The 24,922-nt window shown below is 51.7% G+C and carries 26 protein-coding genes; 1 reads left to right on the forward strand and 25 read right to left on the reverse strand.

What is annotated here, in order from left to right:
• Positions 1 to 64: 64 nt before the first annotated feature.
• Complete coding sequence (locus C5523_RS16585; RefSeq protein WP_108701550.1) at positions 65 to 430, reverse strand: hypothetical protein; 366 nt, start codon at positions 428 to 430, stop codon at positions 65 to 67.
• Positions 431 to 1,011: 581 nt separating this feature from the next.
• Here C5523_RS16585 and C5523_RS16590 point away from each other — a divergent pair.
• Positions 1,012 to 1,683: an SOS response-associated peptidase gene (locus C5523_RS16590; protein WP_108701551.1), complete on the forward strand. Its 672-nt coding sequence runs from the start codon at positions 1,012 to 1,014 to the stop codon at positions 1,681 to 1,683.
• A gap of 333 nt (positions 1,684 to 2,016) precedes the next feature.
• Here the strand turns inward: C5523_RS16590 and C5523_RS16595 are convergent, their stop codons facing one another.
• The 24 genes from C5523_RS16595 to C5523_RS16710 form a co-directional block, all read right to left on the reverse strand.
• Positions 2,017 to 3,099 (reverse strand): acyltransferase, encoded by a 1,083-nt coding sequence (locus C5523_RS16595; protein ID WP_108701552.1) that lies wholly within the window; start codon positions 3,097 to 3,099, stop codon positions 2,017 to 2,019.
• A gap of 248 nt (positions 3,100 to 3,347) precedes the next feature.
• Positions 3,348 to 3,767, reverse strand: coding sequence for a tail fiber assembly protein (locus tag C5523_RS16600; protein WP_108701553.1), 420 nt, complete (start codon positions 3,765 to 3,767; stop codon positions 3,348 to 3,350).
• Between the two features lies 1 nt (position 3,768).
• Entirely contained in the window at positions 3,769 to 4,647 is an 879-nt protein-coding gene (locus tag C5523_RS16605; protein WP_108701554.1) for a hypothetical protein, read from the reverse strand.
• 59 nt (positions 4,648 to 4,706) lie between these two features.
• Positions 4,707 to 8,837, reverse strand: coding sequence for a DUF1983 domain-containing protein (locus C5523_RS16610; protein WP_108701555.1), 4,131 nt, complete (start codon positions 8,835 to 8,837; stop codon positions 4,707 to 4,709).
• Positions 8,838 to 8,888: 51 nt separating this feature from the next.
• Positions 8,889 to 9,458 carry a tail assembly protein gene (locus C5523_RS16615; RefSeq protein WP_108701556.1) on the reverse strand — a complete coding sequence of 190 codons (570 nt, stop codon included), beginning with the start codon at positions 9,456 to 9,458 and terminating at the stop codon, positions 8,889 to 8,891.
• 57 nt (positions 9,459 to 9,515) lie between these two features.
• Positions 9,516 to 9,929: a hypothetical protein gene (locus C5523_RS16620; RefSeq protein ID WP_223878716.1), complete on the reverse strand. Its 414-nt coding sequence runs from the start codon at positions 9,927 to 9,929 to the stop codon at positions 9,516 to 9,518.
• Positions 9,930 to 10,035: 106 nt separating this feature from the next.
• Positions 10,036 to 10,755 carry a C40 family peptidase gene (locus C5523_RS16625; protein WP_108701557.1) on the reverse strand — a complete coding sequence of 240 codons (720 nt, stop codon included), beginning with the start codon at positions 10,753 to 10,755 and terminating at the stop codon, positions 10,036 to 10,038.
• Between the two features lies 1 nt (position 10,756).
• Positions 10,757 to 11,512, reverse strand: a complete 756-nt coding sequence (locus C5523_RS16630; protein ID WP_108701558.1) for a phage minor tail protein L — start codon at positions 11,510 to 11,512, stop codon at positions 10,757 to 10,759.
• Positions 11,509 to 11,856 (reverse strand): phage tail protein, encoded by a 348-nt coding sequence (locus C5523_RS16635; RefSeq protein ID WP_103279693.1) that lies wholly within the window; start codon positions 11,854 to 11,856, stop codon positions 11,509 to 11,511. Before C5523_RS16635 ends, C5523_RS16630 begins: the two co-directional genes overlap by 4 nt.
• A gap of 2 nt (positions 11,857 to 11,858) precedes the next feature.
• A complete protein-coding gene (locus C5523_RS16640; RefSeq protein ID WP_108701559.1) occupies positions 11,859 to 14,429 on the reverse strand; it encodes a phage tail tape measure protein in 2,571 nt (856 codons plus the stop codon).
• On the reverse strand, positions 14,410 to 14,685 hold the full coding sequence (locus tag C5523_RS16645; protein WP_255423150.1) for a phage tail assembly protein T: 276 nt from the start codon (positions 14,683 to 14,685) through the stop codon (positions 14,410 to 14,412). The genes C5523_RS16640 and C5523_RS16645 overlap by 20 nt, the downstream gene beginning before the upstream one ends.
• Before the next feature lie 50 nt (positions 14,686 to 14,735).
• Entirely contained in the window at positions 14,736 to 15,152 is a 417-nt protein-coding gene (gpG, locus tag C5523_RS16650) for a phage tail assembly chaperone G (RefSeq protein WP_108701561.1), read from the reverse strand.
• Positions 15,153 to 15,164: 12 nt separating this feature from the next.
• Positions 15,165 to 15,896, reverse strand: a complete 732-nt coding sequence (locus C5523_RS16655; RefSeq protein ID WP_108701562.1) for a phage tail protein — start codon at positions 15,894 to 15,896, stop codon at positions 15,165 to 15,167.
• Between the two features lie 7 nt (positions 15,897 to 15,903).
• Entirely contained in the window at positions 15,904 to 16,302 is a 399-nt protein-coding gene (locus C5523_RS16660; RefSeq protein ID WP_108701563.1) for a phage minor tail U family protein, read from the reverse strand.
• On the reverse strand, positions 16,299 to 16,853 hold the full coding sequence (locus C5523_RS16665) for a phage tail protein (protein WP_108701564.1): 555 nt from the start codon (positions 16,851 to 16,853) through the stop codon (positions 16,299 to 16,301). Before C5523_RS16665 ends, C5523_RS16660 begins: the two co-directional genes overlap by 4 nt.
• Positions 16,834 to 17,220: a head-tail joining protein gene (locus C5523_RS16670; RefSeq protein WP_108701565.1), complete on the reverse strand. Its 387-nt coding sequence runs from the start codon at positions 17,218 to 17,220 to the stop codon at positions 16,834 to 16,836. Before C5523_RS16670 ends, C5523_RS16665 begins: the two co-directional genes overlap by 20 nt.
• 12 nt (positions 17,221 to 17,232) lie before the next feature.
• On the reverse strand, positions 17,233 to 17,634 hold the full coding sequence (gpFI, locus tag C5523_RS16675) for a DNA-packaging protein FI (RefSeq protein ID WP_108701566.1): 402 nt from the start codon (positions 17,632 to 17,634) through the stop codon (positions 17,233 to 17,235).
• Positions 17,635 to 17,675: 41 nt separating this feature from the next.
• Positions 17,676 to 18,701, reverse strand: a complete 1,026-nt coding sequence (locus C5523_RS16680) for a major capsid protein (protein ID WP_108701567.1) — start codon at positions 18,699 to 18,701, stop codon at positions 17,676 to 17,678.
• Positions 18,702 to 18,768: 67 nt separating this feature from the next.
• Positions 18,769 to 19,101: a head decoration protein gene (locus C5523_RS16685; RefSeq protein WP_108701568.1), complete on the reverse strand. Its 333-nt coding sequence runs from the start codon at positions 19,099 to 19,101 to the stop codon at positions 18,769 to 18,771.
• 9 nt (positions 19,102 to 19,110) lie between these two features.
• Positions 19,111 to 20,463 carry a S49 family peptidase gene (locus tag C5523_RS16690; RefSeq protein WP_108701569.1) on the reverse strand — a complete coding sequence of 451 codons (1,353 nt, stop codon included), beginning with the start codon at positions 20,461 to 20,463 and terminating at the stop codon, positions 19,111 to 19,113.
• A complete protein-coding gene (locus tag C5523_RS16695) occupies positions 20,444 to 22,033 on the reverse strand; it encodes a phage portal protein (RefSeq protein ID WP_108701570.1) in 1,590 nt (529 codons plus the stop codon). Before C5523_RS16695 ends, C5523_RS16690 begins: the two co-directional genes overlap by 20 nt.
• Positions 22,030 to 22,236, reverse strand: coding sequence for a phage head-tail joining protein (locus C5523_RS16700; protein WP_041852400.1), 207 nt, complete (start codon positions 22,234 to 22,236; stop codon positions 22,030 to 22,032). Before C5523_RS16700 ends, C5523_RS16695 begins: the two co-directional genes overlap by 4 nt.
• Complete coding sequence (locus tag C5523_RS16705; protein WP_108701571.1) at positions 22,236 to 24,158, reverse strand: phage terminase large subunit family protein; 1,923 nt, start codon at positions 24,156 to 24,158, stop codon at positions 22,236 to 22,238. Before C5523_RS16705 ends, C5523_RS16700 begins: the two co-directional genes overlap by 1 nt.
• The gene (locus C5523_RS16710; protein WP_108701572.1) at positions 24,133 to 24,678 is read right to left on the reverse strand and encodes a terminase small subunit; all 546 of its coding nucleotides are present in this window, start codon (positions 24,676 to 24,678) and stop codon (positions 24,133 to 24,135) included. Before C5523_RS16710 ends, C5523_RS16705 begins: the two co-directional genes overlap by 26 nt.
• Positions 24,679 to 24,922: the final 244 nt, after the last annotated feature.

The raw sequence follows: 24,922 nt of genomic DNA on the forward strand, positions 1-24,922 counted from the left end.
TTATTAGCTTTCAAGCAATTGCTTCCCTCAGGAGAAGAGCGGATTTCCTTCTCCTGAGGGATTTTTATTTACAAATTTCGCTGTTGAGCTTATTGAAGGTCTCGATCTGTCGATGATATTCATCAATCGTGAACTGGTCGTTACCGCTATATGCAATGGGCCGGCGTGAGTATTTAAAGCCAATAACCAGATGATAGGGTTCTGCAGTAATGAATCGCACGCCTATTTTTCGTCCAGGGTTCGTCTCCCCTGAGATAACACCACAGACATAAGGTTGCCCCTCAGATACATGTTTTGACACCTCAGACGCCGCGCAAATGAATTTTCTGATGCGCTGCCTTTCCACAGCAGCACGACTTACCAGATTTCGAATCATCATCACAACATCGAGGCCGCGCTTATCATGCCAGACGACCGGGGCGAGCCCCATAGCAGAACGTCTCAACCTACAGGAATGGCGCTGTTGACCTATCGTTAAGGAGCGGGACGAGAATTTCGCGCAACGTCTTCTGGCTATAAGAACTTAAAATGCCCAAAAATACCTGGACGCCCGCGGTGCAGAGTATGTTATGGTTTAGATCGTATGCAGGAAATTTTGACTGTTTTCTGTATGCCCTGATTTGGCTCTTTTGGGAAACTAAGAGCCAAAAAAAGACCGAATACGATTCCTTTTCTCGCCTAGATATATCACAACCCTTTATTTTCAATAAGTTAATAGGCAATCTGCACATTAATTAACCAATCAAGCATGTGTTTGTGCCCTTTTAAAATCAGCAAGTTGCTAAGTAATTCGGACATATTCGGACCAAAATCGGACAAACTTAGTGTGGTTTTTTCACTGAAATAACCTATTTTCGGCCCGTGTTAATTTCCTAAAGCTTGCCCCGACTGCTTATTGATTAGAGCCAAAAAATTACATTCCGAACCACTTTTAAATCTTAATCCGCTTACGGGTGCGCGCCGCTTTTTTCTCTTTCTCTATACTTTTAGTCTGACTGGCTGGAGGTGCACATGTGCGGACGATTTGCCCAGGCGCAAACGCGTGAAGAATATCTGGTATACCTAGTGGAAGAAGCCGAACGCGACATAGCTTATGACCCCGAGCCGATTGGCCGATATAACGTCGCTCCTGGCACGAAAGTTCTCCTGCTCACTGAACGTGACGAGAAACTACATCTTGATCCTGTAATCTGGGGTTACGCTCCCGGGTGGTGGGATAAAGCACCATTGATTAATGCTCGCGTCGAGACGGCAGCCACCAGCAGAATGTTTAAACCGTTATGGCAGCATGGCCGGGCTATTTGTTTTGCTGACGGCTGGTTTGAATGGAAAAAGGAAGGCGACAAGAAACAGCCATACTTCATTCACCGCGCTGACGGCCAACCGATTTTCATGGCTGCGATCGGCAGCACCCCGTTCGAACGTGGCGACGAGGCTGAGGGGTTTCTCATTGTGACTTCCGCTGCTGATAAAGGCATGGTCGATATTCACGACAGGAGACCGTTGGTATTGACGCCGGAAGCAGCCCGGGAATGGATGCGACAGGACAATGGCGGGAAGGAAGCGGGAGAAATTGCAGCCGATGGTGCAGTATCGGCTGATAACTTTGTCTGGCACGCTGTTACACGTGCCGTGGGTAATGTTAAAAATCAAGGATGGGAGTTAATCGACCCGATTCGTTAATACTTACAAGATATACTAAGCCGTCTGCTATGAGCGAGGGGCAGACGTTCGAAATGCATACTTACATCGAGGTATCTTAAGCAATGGGGGGTAGGTCACAAGAAGATTGATTCTTTCGCTGTCGGAAAGGGAATCATTACTAGTACTACCAGACGATGAATTAATGTTGACTCGAAGGGCGTATCTACGATAGCAGCATTAATTACAGATTTAATGGACCTGTAATTGATAAGCGTAATACCCATCACAAATAAATCATGATGGGCATTATCTATTGCTTCTGTATTAATAATTATCTCTCTAACGCATTAATAAATGCTCGATGATGATTATTTAAGGCAATGTATCCCTAAGGTTGCCCGTCCTTTTTTTTGCATGTGAAAGTGGATGTTCAATATAAAGCCACGATAGCCAGGATAGTGCGATAGAGAGAGCCAGTGAAAGTAAAAATCTTCCGTAGCCGTCTTCTAGACCGATAATTGAAAAGCGACTCCCAATTCCATTATTCATTAAGGTATGTATAAGATAGAGTGAGAATGATATATTTCCCAGCCATAGTAAAACACTCGGAACATATTTACCAATGACATCCTCCGACAGCACTACGCTGATTAGTATCAAAGCATAAATCCATCCTGAACTAAGTATTCCATGCCCCGTAAACAAACCATGGCTGAAAAAATATGCTGCGGAAACTATGCTAAAAAAGGTAGCGCACGCCATAATCTTAGGAGAGACCCATTTCAGGTAAGGTAGGAGCAAACCAAGCATCATACCTACAATGAACAACCAGATTATTGGATTCGTTATTAGGCCGAGTAATGGATGTGATGTTTTATAACCTTCTGGCTCTAAAATTAATGAGTACCCTAACAATATAGGAAGTATAATTAAACTTATCGCAAAGAAAACCCCACTCCATATCCAACGCTTTGTAAAAAGCAAAGCTACTGAAATGAAAATATAAAACATAACTTCATAATTCAATGTCCATCTTATGCCATACACTCCGTTGTCATCTACATAGAAAGGTGCGTGGTCAGACATAATCGGCATAAAAGTAATTGCACTTATTAAATTAGCTGTTTTGTCTTGATAGTGAAACGTACTCATTGCACCCGTTAGGAAAAAAGTGAACAACAAAATAATGTAGTAGGCAGGTAATATTCGCAATGCTCTTTTTTTCAAAAAACTTAGCATTCCTCTTATTCCCTGAGGGGATCTGGCCGCACTCAGAGTTATGACAAAGCCACTTATAAGAAAGAACAGATCTACACCGGTTGCCCCCCAGCCGAAAAGCTTATCGCCTAAACCTGGATTAACCGCATTGATATTCCACCGGAAGTGAAACAACACGACGCTAAGCGCTGCAAATCCTCTCAACGCCTGTACACCCTTAAAAGAAGAATTAGTCATAAAAATCGAAGATACACATTTCAATGTAATGAAGGAATTGCAATATTACATGTTTTCTCATTTCCTTGCACAGTTAGCTATGACACTACTCTAAAATTCTGATCTATTCAGAAACAGAATTCCGGCATGATAAACACTTTTCTGAACGGATTGTGGCGCTGATGAAAAATCACGATTCAACCAAGAGCTGATTGTTGTTGCCCTCAAGCAGCAGATTTTTTTGGTTTCAGTGCAGCGCAATGTGCTGTTCAGGAGGTTGGGTCGGGTTTTTCAGGCCACTGAATATCTGGCACGGTGATATCCAGCGCATTCAGCGCATCACTGTAACTCAACCAGGCATGCAGGGCTGCAGTCTCTGAATCACTCAGTTTCATACCCACCAGGATTTTTGTCTGCCATACAGAAATGGTCGGGGCGATTTCTGACAGCAACAGCCGCCGCTGATTTTCTGCTATCGCCACCGGGTCCAGTTCTGGCAGTCGCGAAACGCGTGGGCCGTTCTCATCAAATATCCCCACGTAACCAGCAGGAGGATTAAAAAACGCCAGATAGTCAGCCTCACTGATTTCTCTCAGGTCCGCAGGTAGTGAGCCAGCCGCTTTATACGCATCCAGCATACCGTTATCGAGGTAAAATCCCTGCGTGCTGATGCTGTAAAAATATTTCATATCAATACCCCACCACTCTTACATTAAAATACGGGATCCAGCCTGTCTGAACTGCTTTAACGCTGACAGTTAAATATGTTGTCAATAGCCCGGTGCCGTTATCGTTGTCTCTGCATGTTTTTACGTCTGCATTGTATCCGGGGTTTTGATTACCAAACCTGTCACCTATGATATTTGCCAGAGCGACCATAATGCCGTTTGGTAATGCCATCGGCAGGGCTAATTTATAGTAGTGAGTGTAATAAGTCAGACCTCCCACCACTGATGGATTATATGCTCCTACTGGTGCCCCGCCACTTATGAGGAAATCCATTTGATAAATATTGCCAATTTTTATCACGCTGGCGTTTGTTCCTGAGCCGACATAGGTGATACCCAGATTGGACAGCGCAGCGTCTCTGGTTGTCGCCCCGGTCCCTCCCTGTGAAAGTGACAATGCGGTCGTTAGCCCCGACAGGCTTGTGATATCTGAGTTAGCCCCTTTTTTTGCCAGCGATTTCTGGCCGGGAACTGTTACTGGTACACCGTTAGTCGTGATAGTGACGTCACCCGCCCCGTTCATCACGTCAGCGAAGCCGCTCATATTTTTTTGATACAGCGTCAGCGTCTCAGCAATATTCTGCGCCAGTCCGTCAACGCTCAGCGAATCGCTCAGCAGGATGGCGTAAGCGGTACCGGCTGCAATTGCCGGGTTTGCCGCTGGCGTTACGGTGAGTTGGGTTGCGCTGTTGATTGCCGTTATCTGGAATACCTGTACCGGGTTCGCCAGAGTGACCAGGGTGCACCCAACGCGGATCAGTGAGCCTGCCGCTGTAAAGTTCGTGCCAGTACCCGTCAGCGTATTGCCGCTGATGGCTATGGTGCCAGTTGTGTAAATCATATTTTCTCCAGACATAAAAAAACCCGCCGGGGCGGGTTTCATATTTATATGAGTTGGGGTTAGTTAGTCTGTACGAACGCGCCGCCGCCGCGAGCAATAAGCATGGTAGGTGAGAAAATAGTCACCGTGGACGAAACACCCACCTGCGCAGTTAAAGAGATCGAGCAGTTAACGACACGGCTTGTAACCCGCGCGGAAAACATCAAACACACCGTGGTAGTGTTGGTTGATAACACGGAATACGATTTAGTCTGGCCTGCAATGTTAAATGTCGCCGTCGCGGAGCCTGACGAACCTGTCACCCGAAAAACAGCCATCAGTGTGACGTGCTTATCAAGATTGCTGTTGGTGCTGTCCGTGTAAGTGAAAGTGCGTGATACCGAACTGCTGTCCTGTGATGTATCGGCGAATACCTGAGCGTTAGCCACATCGCCAACAAATGCGTCGGCCTGAACGGTGCCCTTAAACGAGCCGCTGGTCGCATTGATTTTCCCGGTAAACTCCCCGTCCGTCGCATAAACAGTCCCACGAACCGTTACGTTGTTGAGTTCAGCATTGCCACTTTTTGGCAAATTCCACCCGACACCATTCGGACCAGAAACGAAATTATTCGACTTCAATGAATCGGTGATTTTCGCGAACTGAATACTGGCATCACGGAAAAACGCATCGTTAATGAAAGTCTGACCGTTCTGAATAACAAACGGCAGCGTGACGGCTGAACCAGCCTGGCTCATAACAGCGAAGCGGTCAGCAAGGAAGATAACCTGTGACTGCATGCCGCCAGGCGTATTCTGCACACCCAGACCCATCCCTGCCGCGTACTGCACGCCGTTCACATCCACGCCAACTTTGACGCTGTACATCGCGTTCAGGTTGCCGTTGATATCCGCTACCGCCTGGGCATTCGTGGTAATTGCCGCAGCCTGGCCGTTTACCGTAACGCTCAGTGAGTTGATTTTCGTTGCAGAGGTCTGCGAAAAATCAGAAATTGTTTTTGCGAAATCCGTGATATTGGCGTTACCGCCAGCCGTGGCATCCAGGGTTTTCAGAGACTCCGCAACGGCGCGGCTTGCATCCACCATCACGTTATCAACGCGCTGAATACCCGCTGCGTTAGCGCCAAACTGAACGCTCATCGTCATCCGTGTGTTGACCTGCGCCAGTGTGTTCTGAATCAGTGCAATCGCCGTGTTTTGCACCCCACCAGCAGCATTAGCCGTTTTCCCTGACAGTTCGTCGAAACGGGATGCGGTAGAACTGTCAAGCGTGGAAACAGCCTGCGTGAGCTGCGTTACGTCAGCGGTATTCTCTTCCGTCTGCGCCGTCAGCGTATCAACCGCCGTGGCGCGGGCCTGCGTCTCGTCAGTAAGCGCCTGCGTGAGTTGCGTTACCTGTGCCGAGTTCTGGTCGGTTTTCGCCTCCAGGCGCGTCACGTCCGTAACGCGGGCCTGTGTTTCGGTGGCGATGACCTCCCGCAACTGGGTGAACGTTGCACTGTTCGCCCCGTTCTGTGCAGATTGCCTGACAACTATGTCAGCGATGGCCAGGGCATTACCAATGATGGCTTCTGCCGTCTGCCGGTTCGCACCCACTGCCGCCGCCAGTTGGTCGGCGTTTTGACTTACCGCCTCTGCCAGTTCAGCAACCTTTTCACTTTTCTCCACGGCATTTTCAATCAGATCCTTGAACAGTTCAGTGTCCTTGATCTGCTCAAGCACGGCATCAGTGATATCAGACACATCAACACTGGCCTGTCCCTTCACCCAGTCGGTGTAACCCGACTCGTTCCCGGTCCTGTCCACCAGTTGTGCGCGGTACCAGAAAATCTGCCCCGCTTTGAGGCCCATCTGCTGATATTTGCGCAGCGGATAAGGCACGTCCGCCAGCAAAAACGCATCATCAGTCGTCCCCGTGGCGCTGTACTGAATTTCCGTTTTCAGCGTGTCGTCCGTGTTCGCAGGGAATCCCCAGTTCAGTTCAATGCCGAAAACCACATTGTCCGATGCCGTGAAACCGACAGGTTTCGGCGGGTTTCCCGTTTTCCCGGTCAGTGTTGTCTCGGTTGAATATCCCCAGCCGGAGGAAATTTCAGCCGCGTTAATAGCCCGCACCCGCGCGAGATAACGTCCGGTGTAAATGGCCGGCACCTCAAACGACGCGGTAGAACTGCGGGGTACGTTCACCCAGTCGCCATCGTTACGCCGCCACTGGGCCTCGTACGAAATAGCGTTTGGTGCCTGGTCCCAACTGACGCGCATTGTCTCCAGGCTGATCCCCTGATTCACAACGGCGTAGCTGGAAATGACGATATTCGAAGGTGCAGACTGATTACCCGGCGGGATGACGCTTACCGGGCGCTGATCGATAACCGCGCCTGTATCGATACGGGCATATTTATCCGGGTCATGTGCGGCACCCACGATGGTGAATGTGCCGTCGTCGTTTTCCGTAACACTGACGACGCGGTATTGCTGGGCATAAAGCGAATCCGACTCAACCACCCACACCGCCTGGGCTTCTGGCGTTGTAGTGAACACCGTCGAAACGGTGACTTTATTACCGCTGACAGCCTGAATGGTGCGGCTTTGTGATGCGCCTGTCGGGAGGTTCACCATGATGCGATCACCCGCTACGGCATCCGGCACACGGTCGAGCGTCAGTACACGACCACTTACCGCGCTGATACGGCCGCCTGTCACTTTTCCGGCCAGGTCCCTGTCACTGACCGCAATGATGTATCCCGGCTGTGGGATGTTCCCGTCAAGACCAACAGAGAAGGTGACCACGCGGTCTTTGTTATTGGTCAGAATGCCCCAGCGCCCTTTGCGGTTCGCTTCCGATTGCCGGGTGCAGCCAATAGCTGTCAGTTCAAGCTGGTTAAAGCCAAAGCGTCTGACCAAATCCTGCTCGAAGACAGGTTCCATTGCGTCGGCGTAGCCGTTCGCCGGGTCGGAGTATGAAACCAGCGCAGTGGTATACCGGGTTTTTGAGGTACTGCTGCTGTAAGTGAATTTACCGTCAAGGGTATTTGCGTTGGTGTAGCTGTAATCGACATCACGCGGCATATCAGCCAGAGCAACAATCTGATTGCCGCCCCAGTACGTCATACCCCGGAAAATAGCCGCAAAATCCCTCATGACTGTGTATGCGTCGTTACGGTCCTGCACATAAACATTGCAGGTGTAGCGAGGCTCCATACCGTCTCCGCCCTTCCCGTCAGGGACAAGCTGATCGCAGTACTGTGCAACCTGGTACAGCATCCACTTATCGATGTTAGCTGCCGTCAGCCTGTCGCCCAACCCAAAACGATCGGTTACCACCAGATCATAAAATATCCACGCCGGGTTATCAGTCCACGCCCACTTAAACGCCCCTGACCATGTACCGCTGTAGGTGCGTGTTTCAGGGTCGTAGGTATCAGGGACGCGGATAACACGCCCGCGGGGCTCGCAGGATATCTGCGGAATGGAGCCGTTAAACTGTCTGGAGTCGAATTCGATATAGAGCAGTGCTGTGTTGGGATAGCGAAGCTTGGCATCGATAACCTCCGTGTAACTCTGGAGCGTCATCGTGTCGCCGATTTTCGCGCTGTTTGCATCTGCCGTAATTTTGCGCAGGCGAACCGTCCACGTTGTGGCACCGGCTGGCAAATTGATGCGATGACTGCGCTCGTAACCGCTTGTCGTTTTGCCGCTGACTGAGGTGTTGATTACCGTCTGGAACGCGCCGCCGTTTGTCTGCAGATCAATGGCGTAATTAATGCTGTAACCCACCAGATCGCCATCATCTTCCTGCCTGAAAATTGACGGCCATTTAAGACGCAGGCGAACGGCAGAAAGCAGTGTATTGGTCAGTGTTCGGGTCCACGGCGAAGTGCTGGAAACAACCACACTGCCCAGGCTGATTTCATTTTCACTACCGGGCATCCCCTGAATATAGGTCTGTGGCTGCGTACCAGAGCGAAATTCCCAGGCCACACCGCTGAAATTTGACGAACCGTCAGCATTCAGCAGCGGCGTACCGTCCAGAAAAATAGATTGCCCTGTTAGGCCGCCGGAAAATTCGCCCTCACCCAGCGCCAGCAGGATTTTTGCTTTCGCTACCGACTGGAGATCGTCGGGCTGTTCTGTCGGCGAACGGGGAGATGAAGATCCGCCCTTTCGCCCCTGAATTTTCTTATTTGCCATATTTTGCCCATAAAAAAACCGCCAGTCGGCGGTTATTAAATTGAGGTGTTTTTATTGCTGGTCTTCAACGTAAATTCCTGCGGAAATGATTGCTCCACCGATGCGGCGCTTGCCGTACAACAGAGGTACAGGATAACCCTGCGTGGCTGTATTTGTCACACTGCCGAACGCATAGGAAGCACGGTTATCGGCATCCTGTTTGCTGGTGAGCCCGGCAGGCTGAGGTGAAAGCATTTGGATTACGCCCCCTGCAGCTAAAGAAACACCGGTTGCTACTAAGTAATATTGTTGAGTTACGGCCCCCACAACAACCAAAGCAGCTCCCAGAATAGTTTGTAACAACCCTGCTTTTTTACTTCCTATAATTACCGGAACAATACGAATTATCTCTTCATTAACTGGAAAACCGAGATCATCTTCTTTAATATTCTTTTTCCCTCGGAATACTGCATAAGTTAATCCACGGCGTTTACTGGAAAGCATGAATTGCTCAAAGCCTTTAATGGTAGCGGCCAAAGCACGTGGCGCCTCATGAATAGTACTAATTAAACGATGATGTGTTTTACCAAAATATTTACCAAGCAAACCACCCAATTCTATCTGCGTCATTATTTCTTGCATTTTTATCTCCAAAATAAAAAACCCACCTTACGATGGGTTAACATTCTGCGAAATTAACTAAAAAGCAGTAGGGTGTATACCAAAGTCACCATTCGTACCGTAACCAATGCGATACATCAAAGTTTTTGTTTCGGTAACCTTCCCAGACTGTTCACTCATTCCACCTCCGCAAATACCTTTTGGCCAAGCGCTAAAAATATGTTCGCCAACAGGCGGATATACAACTACCTTTTGAGCGGTATCTAAGTCCGCAATCTCTTTACCATCAACATAGACCCTGCTCATACAGGCGCTCCCCATAAAACCTGAGTCGCGTTTAATAATTACCTTCCCTGTTCCAGTCTTTGGAGATAATAAAGATGAATCGATAATTTGCTTTGATGGAGCGTCTTTTGCCTGATCATTCGCAACAGGTTTAGTTGCACAACCAGCAAGCATAATAGCTGCCAATATTGGTAATAACTTAATCACATCCCTATTCCCATAAGTAATAGAAAGGACCAATCCTACCAGTGAAAAAAGGTATCGCAACGGTGAATAGCATTTTTATTGGTGAAGTTAACGAAAAAAATCACGCTTAAGCAGTCTGTAATTTATCTTTATAGCGTAAAATTTTCATCGTTCTTTCCTGCCAGTAGCCACCGTACGGTACCCGCTGGCTTAGGTGTCCGTACAGATGGTGAAGCAGCATGTTGCCTTCCAGCAATACTCCGGCGTGGTTCCACTTATTGGCCTGCACCTGAATGATCAGCACGTCGCCGGGTGCTGGCGTACCGGTAACCTCCCTGAAACCGCAGGCGTACCAGTTGTCCTGGTAGAGATTGTCTGGGTACTGGTCCTCCCACCACGGATAATCAACGCGGTAATCCGGCAGTTCAATACCATACGTTTGCCGATAATAGGATATTACCAGCCCCCAGCAATCGTAAACCCCCAGCACAAAAGGACGCTCCAGCAGTGGTAATTCGCCGCGCGGGTTGATTGTGCGAAGGTCACCTTCCGGCCAACTGACGATGTGCCAGGGCACCGCCATCAAATCGCATTGCGCCTTATCCAGTTCGCTGGGCTGCGTCGTTGCGTCAGGATGGCTATGCACGATAGCCGTTACCGTTCCCCAGTCTTCGGCGGCGGCGTAGTCTTCCGGGCAAAGGACAAAATTGTCCTCCGGCGCCACGGCAAGATTCCGACACGGGAAATACCGCTCAATGCGGCTTTTCTGTGCCACCACACCACAACATTCACGAGGATATTCAGCGGCGGCATGCGCCATGATGGCATCTATGGTTTTCTGACGCATATCAGCTCCTGATGAGTGACGTGCCGGGGAATCCGCCAAAAGAAAGTTCGTTATTTTCCCCGAAACGAAGTTTGCAGGCGGTCAGGGTGCCGTTGCACTGGTCCAGTGAAGGATCTGCCACCGGGTTATTGTTTTTGTCGAAGTAGTTCGTGCCTGCATAGTCACAGCCATCACCGCTGCGGTACTTACCACGAATACACCAGGAGCAGAGAGAATGAAGCTGACGGGTCGGGATCATTACCCCCTGCAGGTCCATCGGGCTGGTTAGCCGAAACTCGATAGCCTCTGATGTTTCGGTATTTTTCCCGTCGATATACCAGACCTGCAACTTTTCCTGAGTGGGATCTGCCGTGGCATTGCCGGAAGGGAAATTACGCGCATCCAGATACTGCGCCAGCGTGTCGTGTATCGTTACCGTCGCTTTCAACAGGTCGTCATATGCAAGGCACAACGCAGTGATGGAGCCGTCAAGGTTCGCCACTGTCAGTTTTGGCGTGGCGCCACTGCCGGTAGTCGATTTTTCCAGTCCGTTAATCTGGCAGGGCCAGGCTTTATATTCGTTACCCTGCCACCAGATGGATTTAGCCGGAAGCGTTGATTCATCACTACCTGCTGCAGTTATTTCTGCCGGGGTATGCGCAATATTGTGGCTATGGAATCGTAGCACTGCCCCCACGCCAAAAGAGGTACCATCAACTTCAAAAAGCCGGATTTCATTTCCCGGCTCCAGTTTTTGATAATCATTATTCAGACTCATGGTGCAAACGCCTGTTCAAAGGTTGCAGTGATGGTAATTAGTTTTTTACTTTTAACGATGAGTTGCAGGCTGTCAGCCTGAACACGCCATAACGCAAGTTCCCCATAGGGGGGCTGAAAAGAAAATGATTTTGTTTTATGGCTCCGGAGAAATGCATAAATTTCAAGTGCAGTATCTTTATTCCCTGTATAGGAAAATGCGTAATTCAGGGTCTCCGAATTAAGCCCATTTCCACTTACCTGCGTATAACCGTCACCAAACTGAACCTTACGGATATTATCTTTGACGGTGACAGCAGGCTGTCCCGATGCCTGAATTTTCCAGGCAAACGCATCAATAGCCATATTTACCTCGTTTTGGTCAGAGCCCAAATCATTCCACCCGGTCGGGATTCTCTTTCAATGCCTTCCCGAATAGATTTGTCGACAACCTGCTGATAAGCCCGACCAAGCGCACCAGCATTTGCCGAACCCTGTTGACCCTGAGAGGATTGTGGCGTCGTGACAGATACGGGCGCATAGACGCTGACGCCAGTCTGCATACTGCCCGATGTGGCATTCCCGACGAATCCGCCAGAGGCATACCCTCGCATCAGGCGATAAAGGTTTCCCACGCCGAGGCGAGCAGTAGATTCTTTGGTGAAGACAAATTCGCCGCCATGAACAACCCCTTTTGGCTCGAATTTACCGCCGGGTCCGGTATAACCGCCGCCGTCGTATTCAGGGATATAGCCGCCTTTCCAGGCCTGTACCGGGCCAACAAAGCTGGGACTACCTATTCCACCGCCCTGCGGGCCATCGAAAGAGCCAGCAACCCACCCCATGGCTTTCTGAACGGCCCAGGCCACCAGCAACTGATTAATGATTTGAATTATCGATTTGAGGATGGAAACGGTGAAACTTTTGAAGGAAGTCTTCCCGGTGGTCACCAGTTCAGTCAGCATATCGCTCATGCCGCCAAGTGCACTGGATGCGGCATTCTGCATGGCAGAATATACGTTTGTTGCTGAATCCAGATACTCGGCGAACCCTTTCTTAGCGCCGCTGAGCCAGTCACCGCGAAGACTGTCCTCAGCGGCGTAATACTGATTTAATGCGGCGAGTTCACGCTGATAATCGACGTCAGTCGTCTTGCCCCCGGCATTTTCCCATCCGCTCCTGAGTTGTGCATACGCAAGGTTTCGCCCGGCGGCGCGGTCGCTTAATGTCGCAGAATCGGTTAAGGCCGACTGCTTCGCTGACATCTGATTGGCGTATTTCGTCGCGGTATCCATCCGCTTGTTAAGCTGTTCCTGTGCGGTGATCTGGTCGCCTAAAAGGGCTTTTTGCTGTGCAAGGGCAAGAATGCGCGCTTTGTTTGCCAGCAGCGATTCTTCCTCTTTTGACAGCTTGCGCTGGCCTGCCGCCTCTTCCAGCACAGAGAACTGAGCCTCGGTTTTCCAAAGGTCTTTACGCTGCTGACTGATGACGTCATTTAATCCGGTGTGCTGCTGCAGCACTTTAAGCTGTGCCTGCAGGGCGATAAGTTCAGCCGCTTCCCTGTCGCTTGCTTTGTCACCTGCCGGAACCGTTGTTTTTGGGGTTTTGGGATCCTTATATTTTTCATTGATCGCGGCGGTTAGCTTATTGAACTTGTCCTGTGTGATAAGCCCCTGTTCAAGTTGCCGCTGATATTTCGTCTGCAGGTCGTTACGGATCTGAGCGTTTGTCCTGGCTGATTCCAGAAATTTATCAGCTTCAATATTTGCCGAGACCTGTTGCCGGTTTAATTCAGCAGTAGCATTGCGTTGCTGTTCCTTAATCACAGCAAGATGGTTTTCTTTCTCAATCTGGTTATCTAAAGCTTGCTGGCGTTCTTTATTCCCCTGGGCCATAGTGTCGTTGATACCATCAACCACTACCGAGCCTGTGCCGGGGGTGAATTGAGGTAGTTTTACTGTTGTTGCACTATCCGCAACGTTATCCGACCAGAATTTATAATTTTTTAGTTTATCGATCAGCCCCTGCCAGTAGTTCGCAAGCTCATCGAGGCTGGATTTAGAGTTATCTTTAAAATTCCTCTGGCTTTCACTGAGAGAATCAATGATGAGTTTGGAGGCTCCGGCCTTATCGCCTAAATCAACCATATGTTTAACCTGCTCATAAAGAGCGAGATTAGCGAAGTTGTATTGCTGGTTGATGTCTACAAAGGCTTTTAAGGGGTCCTGAGGAATTTTTGAAAGCTCATTCACCAGATTTTTAACACTCTCGCCAGTAGTACTGGACATAATGAGTGCTGTCTCGCTGACCTGCTTTATCTGGTTTGTTGTCAGGCCGATGCTGGTTGCCTGCGCTACGGCGGCGGCGGACGATTTGCTCACGTCAGCATTTTTGGCGACCTGAGCAGCCACTCGAGCCAGGCTGTCAGCGGTCTGCCCGCTGACATTTCCCGTCTTGGCAAGAGACTGACTAAATGCCTCTGATTGTTGTCGCGCCTGATACCAGTTATAAATCAACGCACCAACACCAACGGCAAGAGTACCGACGCCGAGTGTGACTGGGTTAATCATTCCAGCCATTGTGCGAAGATAAGAACTGACACCTATAAGTGCTCCTCGGGTGGAGCCAAACTGGTCTTTAATCTGCCCACCCTGCTGGAGCAGAATCAGAAATGGAGACTGGCCGCCAGCCAGTTGCGTCGCAATATCAGTAAATTGCGCGGGCAGGCTGCGCATAGCGGCATTGTACTGGCCAATCGAAATTCCCGCTTTTTTTGCAGCAATTTCCTGACGACTGAATGCGCTCTGTACTTCCAGTGCCGCATCGTTTGCCGCAGACCCGATCCCTTCCAGCCCCCGTTTGACGTAGTTATACCGCTCGGTAAATTTAGCGTCGTTTAAATCCAGATTGACAATGAGATCACCCACCGCCTGGGCCATAACGTATTCCTCCTGTAATGCCTTCGGCGGCCAGCATCATGGCCTCGTCGGACGTTTCGGTGTCCGGTTCCGGACGTGTCTGGGGATTGAGCAGGCTGAAATCTGCGGGAGTGAGCCCGTGGTCTTTGCACACAATATTGGTGATGTGGTGGCTAAGGCATGAGAAATGGGTATCGATCAGGTCCGTCTGAAAATACTCGACGTCGTAAAATTGCTCCCATTCGCTCAGTTCGGTGCAGGACATCTGCGCCATCATCACACGCCAGTCAGGTCTGCGGAACTCACGGGCAAGTTTAAGGGCGAAGTTCAGGGCTGCGGCGTAAGCTTTTCCGGGGTCTGTTCCTCTTTTTCAACGGCGTCCTCGTCACCCACTGCGGACGCAACGGGCAACATTCCGGACAGGTTACGGACAATGAAATCCGCTTCGGAGATAGCAGGCAAAGGCCAGCCAGAAAGAACTTCCTGATGCAGTTCTTCAACGGATGGCCCCTTTAATCCTGCTTTTTGCCACAGTGACATGGCGACGATCCGCGCGCTAATCTTCACATTAATGGCTGTCACAATCCCTGCGAGCGTTTCCTCGCTCATTTCAGTGGTGTCAGCAGGCACCCACTTGTTCAGCTCAGCAATGTAGCCGATGAACTCAATGCGCTGCAGCGCTGATAATTCATAAAGCGTGATGGTTTCGCCGTTGTATTCCAGCGGCTCAGTTTTGAGGAACATGAATGACTCCGATCAGGATACGGTGATTTTGCTGACAGCCGCGAACGAGCCGTCATTCGTAATCGCGAGAATTTCGGCAATCCCGGCTGCAACACCCGTGACGGTAACAACACTACCGGCCACGCTGACTGTCGCTTTTGACGGGTCGGATGACGCCAGGCGGAATGATTTATCGGTCGCACTGGCAGGCAGAACGGACAGGTTCAGGGTTGTGGTTGCCCCCACGGCCACAGCCGCTGTCGATTTATCAAACGACGCTCCGGTAACAGCAATAACGGGTGTGGCTGTGTCTTCTGCCAGTGAGGGTTTCCCGCTGTTAGTGACCTTGACCGTGCGGGTAATGTTTTCTTTGTTCGTCACGGCTTTACCCAGGCTGCTGACCCAGCCAGAAAACACATCCACCGTTCCATTAGGGTATTTGATGCGGTACGTGCGGTTTGAGCCGTCTTCAAACCACTGCACCAGCGCAATTTGTCCCTGCTCGCCGGGTTTCCAGGCCAGGGTAAAAGACGTGTCACCCGCAGATTTCTGCCCCTGCCCGGTAGCAGTCCAGTCGGCATTGGCATCATCAATATACGTGTCGTCAAATGAATCTGCCGTCAGTTCGCCGGGCGTCAGTTCCTTGACCTGAGCCAGCCGCGTCCAGTCGGTATCGACCAGCGGATTCGCTGTGCCTGAACCGGTGTACAACCAGAGTGTTGTCCCGGCACCTTTAACGGGTGCCTGCGGATTAGGTGTTGCCATAGTTGCCTCACATTTCGTAAGTAATGGTGTATTTAAGGTCTGCAGAGCCCCACAGCGCGAGAACGTCATCCCGCTGGTAGTCATATCCCTGAATATTCATCAGCGTCAGCAGCTCTCGTAGCGCCGGGATGTCATTCAGCGCAGGGAAAATACGCGTCCCGACCCATTCATCAAGTTCAGAATCAGGGGCCTGGGCCGGAAGAAACACTTCGATATGCAGTACGGCCTGCCACAGTTCGACGTCCACTTCCTCGCCTGTTGGCGCTGCATCTGTCAGATACACCGCAATTGCAGGAAAATCAGTTTCCTCGAAAACGGCAGGCCGTCCGTCGAAATACAGGGCTGCGTCACCGATTTCTGCCTCAAGGGCATCGATAACAGCCAGCCGGATGTCACTGTTTTTCATCGTGTCAAAATTAACCTGAGTTGATTTTTGAGGGTTGCCTGCAACTCTTTTGGTAAATCGGACTCCATAAGCTTCGGCAGTTCTTTCCTGAATGCGGTCGTCAGGGGGGCGGCAAGTGGGATGCTGACAACCTCTATGGGGTAACGCGGTTTTGCCGTTCTGCGTAACACGTGCCAGCGCCCGTTCTTAAGCTGCTGGATAAAGGCATTGGGGAACCGGAATGCACCAATGCGCAGCACGCTGTTTGCCCCCTGTCTGTCTCGTTTGCGCCGCGACAGCCTGACGCTGGCAACACCCAGTTTGATGGCGGGCAAATTCCCGCGATTCACACGGATAGTTGCCACCGGTTTTGATACGCTGGCTTTTTTAACCCGGGCGCGCTGATTAACCAGTTTGCGCGGCACGCGGGTATCAGCAGCGACAACTTTCACGCTCCTGGATACGCCACGTGTGGCGATTCGGTTGATGGCCTGGGAAGATGCGCGGGACACCGCGGTTTTACTGATGGCGTTTAGATTGGCTATTGCCTGTTCAAGGCCTTTGACGGACATTTGCTCCCTCCCTGCCAGCACGGCGGGATGTTGCAGGCGGCTCACCGCTACCGAGCCAGATATGACATGAACCGCAATCATCAGGACCGATACGATCAACCCAGTACTGCTGACTGTTGATACTCAACGTATCAAGACGCATGAGCCCGTGCAGCGCTGACGTTTTCACAAAAAAGGAGGGACTGGATCCCTCCACACGGATACCCGCGCCTGCATAGCCAATATTTTCAGGATCGTCGAAGACACCCTTTAAAATATCGCCCTGCTGAGCGCCCGATGTGACGACGGCGTCGGTCCCCATCGTGCTGCGCACAGTGTCATCAGCACGCGCCATTGCGGTATCAAAGATATTATCGAAATCAGCCACACCGCCCCCTGTTCACTCAATAGTAGCGAGTCCGCTCCGGTCCAGGTCGGCGGCGATATCCTGTGTCACGCGGACCGTTACACCTGCTTCGGCAATCGCCACCAGCTCATTTGATGTCTCATGCAAGGCATTGATATGCAGGGTCACCAGCGCTTTAACAGTCACCAGATCTGCAATATCCTGCACAGCAAGGCCGGGCTCTTTCGTGACAGGGGCGGTATTAATACTGATGGCATCCACTGTTCCACCAGTAACCACATCTGGCCCCGGCAGCCCATCGTCATCATTAAGTTCCTCTTCAAGCTCGGCGATTCGAAGTGCCATTTCTTCGTTTGAGCCTGACAGATTCACTTCCCGCCCCAGTTCAGCGCCAAGCGCTTTCAGGCGTGCAATCAGGTCTTCTTTTTTTGACATCGGGATGACTCCATAAAAGAAACGGCCCCGAAGGGCCGGTATCAGGCAAGTTTCACAGAAACAAACGCATCCGGGTCTGCCAGCAGCATCAGCGGCGCTGACTGGATCATGGTGAACTCGCGCGCCGGATCACCCGTTTGAACCCAGTTTTTCGGATAACGGGTGGAAGCATTAATGCCTTCCCGCTGGGCATCCACATCCTGAATACAGCCGTAGGTTCGCAGACCGCGGGCCTGGGTGTTGCCCAGAACCATGGTAAAATCCGGCAGGTAGCTCTTTTTAACATTGTCCTCAACGTATTGCCCGGCATACACCACAATGGCAACATCACCATACATGCCCTTGTAAGACACCGCTTCGCCAAGGTCTTTCAGCGCTGTTTCCAGCTCGGAGTTTGACCCGCGACGGGTATCCAGCCGTTCGCGGACGAGTTTAAATGACCGGAAGAGTGACCAGGCTTTCGGGTCAAAGACAATGATGTTGACCACACCACTGGCATTCAGCGCGTAGGCTTCAATATCATCAGTCGGGTCGTATGTCTCCTTGTCGCGGGTGGACCATGCCGCCGCGCCCGCCTGGATAATGTTATTTGCGGTGCTGCGGCCCATATCCACCTCAACCGGTTCGAAAGCTTCGCCCGTCATGGTGTATTTGCCGCTCAGCACCGCCGCAACGGCCTGTTTTTCTTCCACCTGTGCAATCGCCAGCTCTTCATCTTTCATATTCTGCAGAATGATACGACGGCGACGGTAGGCAGGGTCAGCGAGGTTCTGCGGGTCTTCATCAGGCAGACGGCGCAGGGTCATCTGTGGGTTAACTTCATGTTTTGGTTTGACATACCCGGGGGTAAATTCGGATGTTGCGCCACCGCGTGAACGGATGACCTTGCCGGAGACAATCGGCGACACGTAAAGCGCCATATTCACCAGGCCCGGGATTTGGGAGAGATACACTTTTTCGGTGGTGAACGGAAAGCTTTCGCGGAAAAAGATCCGCAGGAACAGCGGATCAAACTTGAATTTCTTCTCATTGACCGCCAGCAGTTGAGCAGTAGTGTAGATGGACATAGATTTTTCCCGAAAAAAAAGCCGCGTCTGCGGCCCTTATGGTTGGTGAGTGCTGTTCAGGCGAGGGTTAAATGATACTGATCGCCGTACCCGCAAAAGCATTACGTTTGATGTTTTCATCCGTGACAGCGGTCGGCCAGAGCACATCCTCATAGCGGAAGGAACCTGACTTGTAATAGCAAAGCTCAGTACTGTTCTGATCCGCGGCAATCGCCAGGACGCCGGTTGCCGCGCCCGCATGTGCACCATCCCACACCGCCAGTTTTCCGGAAGTCGCATCCAGCATCAGCGGTGTCATCGCAGGGGTTGCAGCGGCCAGTTCGCCAGGGGCATAACCGGTATGCGCCGGATCACTGTTGCCGAGCGGCTGAACGTGTTCAAAGTTTTCAGTAATAGCCATGAGAGCCTCTTATACGGGGGTGTTTAACAAATCATCACCAGCTTCATCTGACGCGTAGCCAGCGGAAAGCGCACCTGGTGATGTCGCCATAAGTTGATCGAGCGCGGTGTCAGAGCGCATCTGGGCGCTTTGTGGGGCTGTCGCGAGAATGCGCCGTGCGGCGTCAACGGTCATGCCCGGCGTTTCGGCCAGTGCGCGGGCAGTGGAATCACGGCCTTTCGCTTCTTCGCAGTTGAGAATGCCCATAATTCGGGCATTTTCGTCCAAAACCGCGGCGGCAATCTCTGCGCTGATATCGACAGACGCCGTGGTGGCTGTAGTACTGATCGTTTCAGGCGTGGCCACCGTTGTGGCACTACTCACCGTTGCAGTATCTGAGGTGCTGGCCGCCTGTGCCGGAAGTGCTGCTGCAGATGCAGTGGTTGAAGACATGTTGACTCCTGAGAAAGTGACTTTTCGTTTATCGAGTGCCTCGCGCATGACGCCCAGCGCATCGATATTGTTGACGAGTTCGTCAGCCAGACCCTGTTCAACGGATTCCTGCCCGGTAAATACCGCAGCTTCTGTATCCAGAATGGCCTGAACTGACACCCCCATATACCCGGCGACCTTTTCAGCAAATAACTGACGTGTGGCATCGATTTTCGACTGGAAATCGTCCCGGACGGCCTTCGGGATTTTGCCGTAAGGGTTGCCGTCGACTTTATGGGCACCGCTGTAAATCAGCGTGACCTCAACGCCATTAGTCTTAAGTGCTTCGCCGTAATTGCTGTGCGCCATCATCACGCCAACTGACCCCGTTCTGGCAGTCTGGGTGACCAGCCGTCGCGATGCAGCACTGGCAATCAGTTGCCCTGCACTGCAGTTCATATCATTAGCCAGCGCCCAGACAGGTTTAATATCCCGGACGCGGGCGATGATGTCGGCACAATCAAACGCACCGGCCACCGTGCCGCCGGGTGTATCAAGATCCAGCAAAATACCGTCGACGCCCGGATCACTCATGGCCTGCTGAAGACGGGCAACAATGCCGTTGTACCCCGTCATGCCTGAGTAAGGCTGCAGGGAACGGGTTTTGCTGACGAGCGTGCCCGATACAGGGAGCACGGCAATACCGTTTGTGACCTGGTAGGACCGCACGGGGCGAGGCTCTGCATCCTCGTCATCACCGAAAAGAGCCAGAGGCTCAGCCATTTGCCCGGCATCCAGGCTTATCCCGGAGACAGCGTCCGTCAGGCGGGTGATCCCCATCTGGCCCGCGAGCGCGCAAAAGAAAACCCGCGCGTAGGCGGGTTCCAGTAAAAGCGGCTCATTGAAAGCCATGCTGGCGATATGCGGGAGATTACGCAGCTCTGGCGTCATTGGTCTCCTCCTTCGTGTTGTTTTTCAGCCCTGATTCAAATGCAGCGGCAGCCCATGCGGGAGGCTTAAGGCCTGCAGCCCGCCGTTCAAGAGATTCACGCACCTGCTGGGCGAATATCTCCTGATAATCTTCACCGCGTTTCGCGCACTCTTTTTCGTAAGTGCTTAACCCGGCTTCAATCAGCATCACCGCTTCCTGAACCTCCTTAAGACCATCAATGGCCATACGGCCGGAGCCGATCCACTCACAGTTTCCCCATGAGCTCCTTGCTTCCTGAAAACTGAACCGGGCTTTTGACGGCAACGTCACAACACGCCGTGCGACCGCCTCTTCAAGCCAGCACAGGAACATCTGGCAGGCCTGACGCGAGGCAACAAACTTACGGCGCCCCATAAAATAGGCCCAGGCCTCATTAGCACTGGCGCGCGCCGTCGAATAGCTCATCTGCGAGTAGTTGCGTGAAAGCTGCTCATAAGACACCCCGAGCCCGGCGGCGATGTAACGCAGCAATGACTGCTCAAATGTTGAATAGCCGTTATCCGTGTCCTGGGCAGCCTGGAGATTCAGCGAATCGCCGGGCATCAGATGCGGAACCTTCGCCCCGCCGAGACGAACCGGCGCAGCGGAATAGTAGGAGGCTATCTCGCCAATCCACCCGGTCAGCTTATTCTGCTGCGAACCATCGGCACCGAGGATAAAATCCATCGCCTGTTGGGTGTCCAGTTCACTCTCGATGGTTGCGGCGTACATGGCTTTGACGATGGCGCTTTGCAACTGGGTATTCTGCAGCGTATCGAGCATTTTCATCTGTTCCATGACGCTGTAGAACACATTGGCACCGCGTGTCTGACCATCTTCCATGGGTTCAAATACATGAATAAACGATGCCCGGCCCCCCGGCAGTTCGCGGGGGATATATGTCCACTTTTGTGGCATCCAGCCGGGATAGCCATCCTCACTGACGTAGTAACCCACCGCCGCACCGTTATTGTCGACCGAGACCCCGGCGCGGCAGTTGCGGGTGTCTCCCGTGTTACCCGGATTGCTGATGCGCTTCGGGCTGACCATCTTGAACTGGGTGCGGAACAGGCGGGAGGCGCCAGTGTCCCATGTCGGTTGCGTGCACAATTCGCCGTTAAAGGCATGCATGGCAACCCCTTCACGGATCATCATGGTGAAGGTGCGCTTTCGCTCCACATCGACGTAACAGTTATCGTCCTCCGCAAACTCTTTCCAGGCCGCCTCCACCTCGCGGGAGAATGCCCGTGACTCCTCTTCCGCGATGCCTAAAAAACGCCAGCTCGGGCGGTGGCTGAGACGGAAAAAAGACCCGACGATGTGATCCTGATGGAGCTGAACGGCATTTGCGGCGTATCCATTGTTACGCACCAGGTCATCGGCGCGGGCGTTTCCCCTGGCAAAATTGGGCAGCAACGCAGCATCGGCACTTTCTGTGGGTGGGTTCCAGGCGCGAAGCTGCCCGCCAAAACCGCCCGCACCACCGTGATACCCGGCATATTCGCGAAGCGACGTTGTACCATCCGGCCCTACTAATGCTGGCATTTTCATACATAAAACCCTGCCGGTCCCCGGCGCCGTGAAGTGGCGCCGACCTGAGATTCCAGGTCGGCAATGTATTTTTTAAGGTCTGCAACCGACGTGGCAGTGAACTCCACCCGGCGGCCATCTTTCTGCACGGTTGCCACCCGCTTCCCGGTCATCAGGTCATGCAGTGCAGCGCGGGCGGCATCCAGATCAGCCTGTGTCGCCATTATTCTTCTCCAGATAATGCCCGGCCATAGTCCGCCAGGGTTTTGTCAGGTTTCTTGCACCCCTGCTCTTCAAGCAGGCTCGCAAGCAGTGAATCCAGGTTGAGTTGCCAGCGGGAAATACTGATACGCAGCGCTGCAAGGGCATAAACAAAGCAGTCGAGCGCCTCGTTTCGCCGCTTTTTACTGTCCCAAAGAATTTTTCGTTCACCCGCAACCCATTTTTCCACGAGTTCTTCAGCGGTTAGCTGCTGCGCCTCAGCAAGATCATAGACCTCAGGATTGTGAGGAAAGTGAACTGCCCCGGGAAGGGGAACGTTATCTTCGGGTATGAGAGAGAACCGGTTATAAATCTGCTCTTTCGCGGTATCAGTACCCACTTCTGTAAGATAAACGCCGTTTTTGTTGCGTTTACGTGGCATATTCGCGACTGGCTTACCATAAACCGATGCCCCTTTAATCGGGATCACCCGAAAAAGCCCATGTTTTTTGGAACGGTTATACACAATCGTGGGATCAATACCCCCGATATCCCAGCAGACGCGGGATATCGACATTTCAACGCCATTCTGGCGTGAGTAACGCTTATCGATCGCCTCATCCACCCTGAGAAGGGTGGCTTCATCGTCATGGCGTCCCATAATGATCTGCCTGTCGATAAGCCAGCTTTCTTCACCCGGCCCCCATCCCCAGACACGCATCTCATAACGGTCCAGTTGGGAGTCAATACCGGCAGTAAGGTAAGCGACACGCTCAGGTACCGCAGCGGTGAAATGCTCCTTACGTTCAGCCAGTAAATCGGCATCAGGCCGTTCACCAATTTTTGCTTCCCAGGTTTCACCCAGCGTCGTATTGACGAAGGTTTTTCGCTTCCCGGTGTCCCCTTTTGTTTTGATCCAGTCCTTAACGATTTGTACCCACGTAGTGAAGGGGCTGTACGCGGTCCAGATATGAAACGTCACGCTATCCGGCGGATCGATCTCCGAACCTGATGAAGAGAACCAGCTCAGCCCGTCACGTGTCCAGATGCCCGTGGAATCACAAATGTACCGGGCATCAGTAAAAACCAGTTCCTGCTGCCGGATAACGCAGGCGTTATGTTCACAGAGATAAAACACACTGGAAGGCTCGCCAGGTGTCCACTTAAATCCGAAGGGTGTTTCCTTATCGCCAAACTTTAAATACTGCTCTTCCCCACAATGCGGACAGGCAACGTGAAATCGCATGAAGTGTTCTGACTCGCTGGCGGCACGCTCTATCTGGCAGGTTCCTCTGACCTTTGGTGTTGAACCGCGAATAGATTTGGGCCAGACAGATCCTTCAATACGCTTGTCCCCGAGGAAGGTGGGAGAACCTTCTTTCTCAATATCTTCATCAAACGCGGCCAGTTCATCATACCCGGCAACATCCACCGATTTTTCACGGTAGTTTTTCGCCGCTTTCCCCCCGAGGCACCAGAATCCGCGACCATTCGAAAAGCGCTTCATGCTGAGTGTGTTATCCCTGTGCTTTTTGCCGTACCACGGTGCCAGCGAGAGTAGTTTCGGAATATCACGAATCGTCGGCTCAACATGCGACTTCATGAAGTTCTCTGCATCGCCGTCGGTAGGCAACCAGATCAGGGAATTGCGCTGCTTATGTTCGATGAAATAGGCGTACACACCCAGGAGCATTTTGGAATAGCCAACGCGGGCAGATTTAACGACATTGACCTCGCGAATATAGTCATTGCCCATAGCATTCATGATCGCCCGCTGAAAAGGCAGGGTCTCCCAGCGCCCTTCCTGGTATGCGGACTCTTTGGGAAGGTAATAGTTATTATCAGCCCATTCTACAGCTGTCTGCGGTTCCGGTCGGTGCAGTGAGCGAAGCCCCGCGCGTGCCGAGTGCTGTAATCCCTTAACCTGACTGTTCGATGTATTCACTCAGCAACCCCGGTATCATTTCATCGAGCGCAGCTGCTTTGTTCATGGCTTTGATTATGTCCTTCCTGAGGAAATCAATGTGGCGGTTCTCCAGTTCCGGGAAACGCCGCTGAACCGACAGAGGGATCCCGTCCAGGATACTGGCAATTTCACCGGCTATCCGCGACAGCACGAACGTGCAGAATGCGGTCTCAACCACCTCAGCGGTATCTTTTGCATTTTTAAGTTCCTGAGCATCTGCCTGTGCGCGTGTCAGGCGATAACGCTCATATTCCGTTGTGCCGGGTTTGAGATCGGCTTCTTCCGCTCTGCGAAGATCCTCAACTTCCCTGCGAAGTTTCTCGTTTTCAATCCCGGCATCACGGGCGGAAAACCAGGCGATTGCAACGGCAGAATCATATTTCACTTCATTGCCTTTGCCGCCACCGCTGGCAACAGGCATGCCCTGCTCTTGCCAGTTCTGGATTGTTCTGACACTGACCGCAAATATGTCGGCGAGCTGTTTTTTCGTCACCTCCATATGCCACTCCGGGATAAAAGGGGTAAGGAAGCGTTAGCGTGATATTTGCGGAAAAATCGCCACTCCCATTTCCGTTCTAAAAAGATGAATTTGCTGATACCAAAAGGCCCGGAGGCAGAAGAAGAACGGAAACGACAAAAACCGGGAAAATCTCATAAATAGCGAAATCCTGCGAGTCTGCCGCCCCGTAGCCTGTCGGATCGCCGGAAAGGACCCATTAAATGATAATAAATATCATTTGCAT

Source organism: Phytobacter sp. SCO41, assembly GCF_003073275.1.
GTDB classification, from domain to species: Bacteria; Pseudomonadota; Gammaproteobacteria; order Enterobacterales; family Enterobacteriaceae; genus Phytobacter; species Phytobacter diazotrophicus.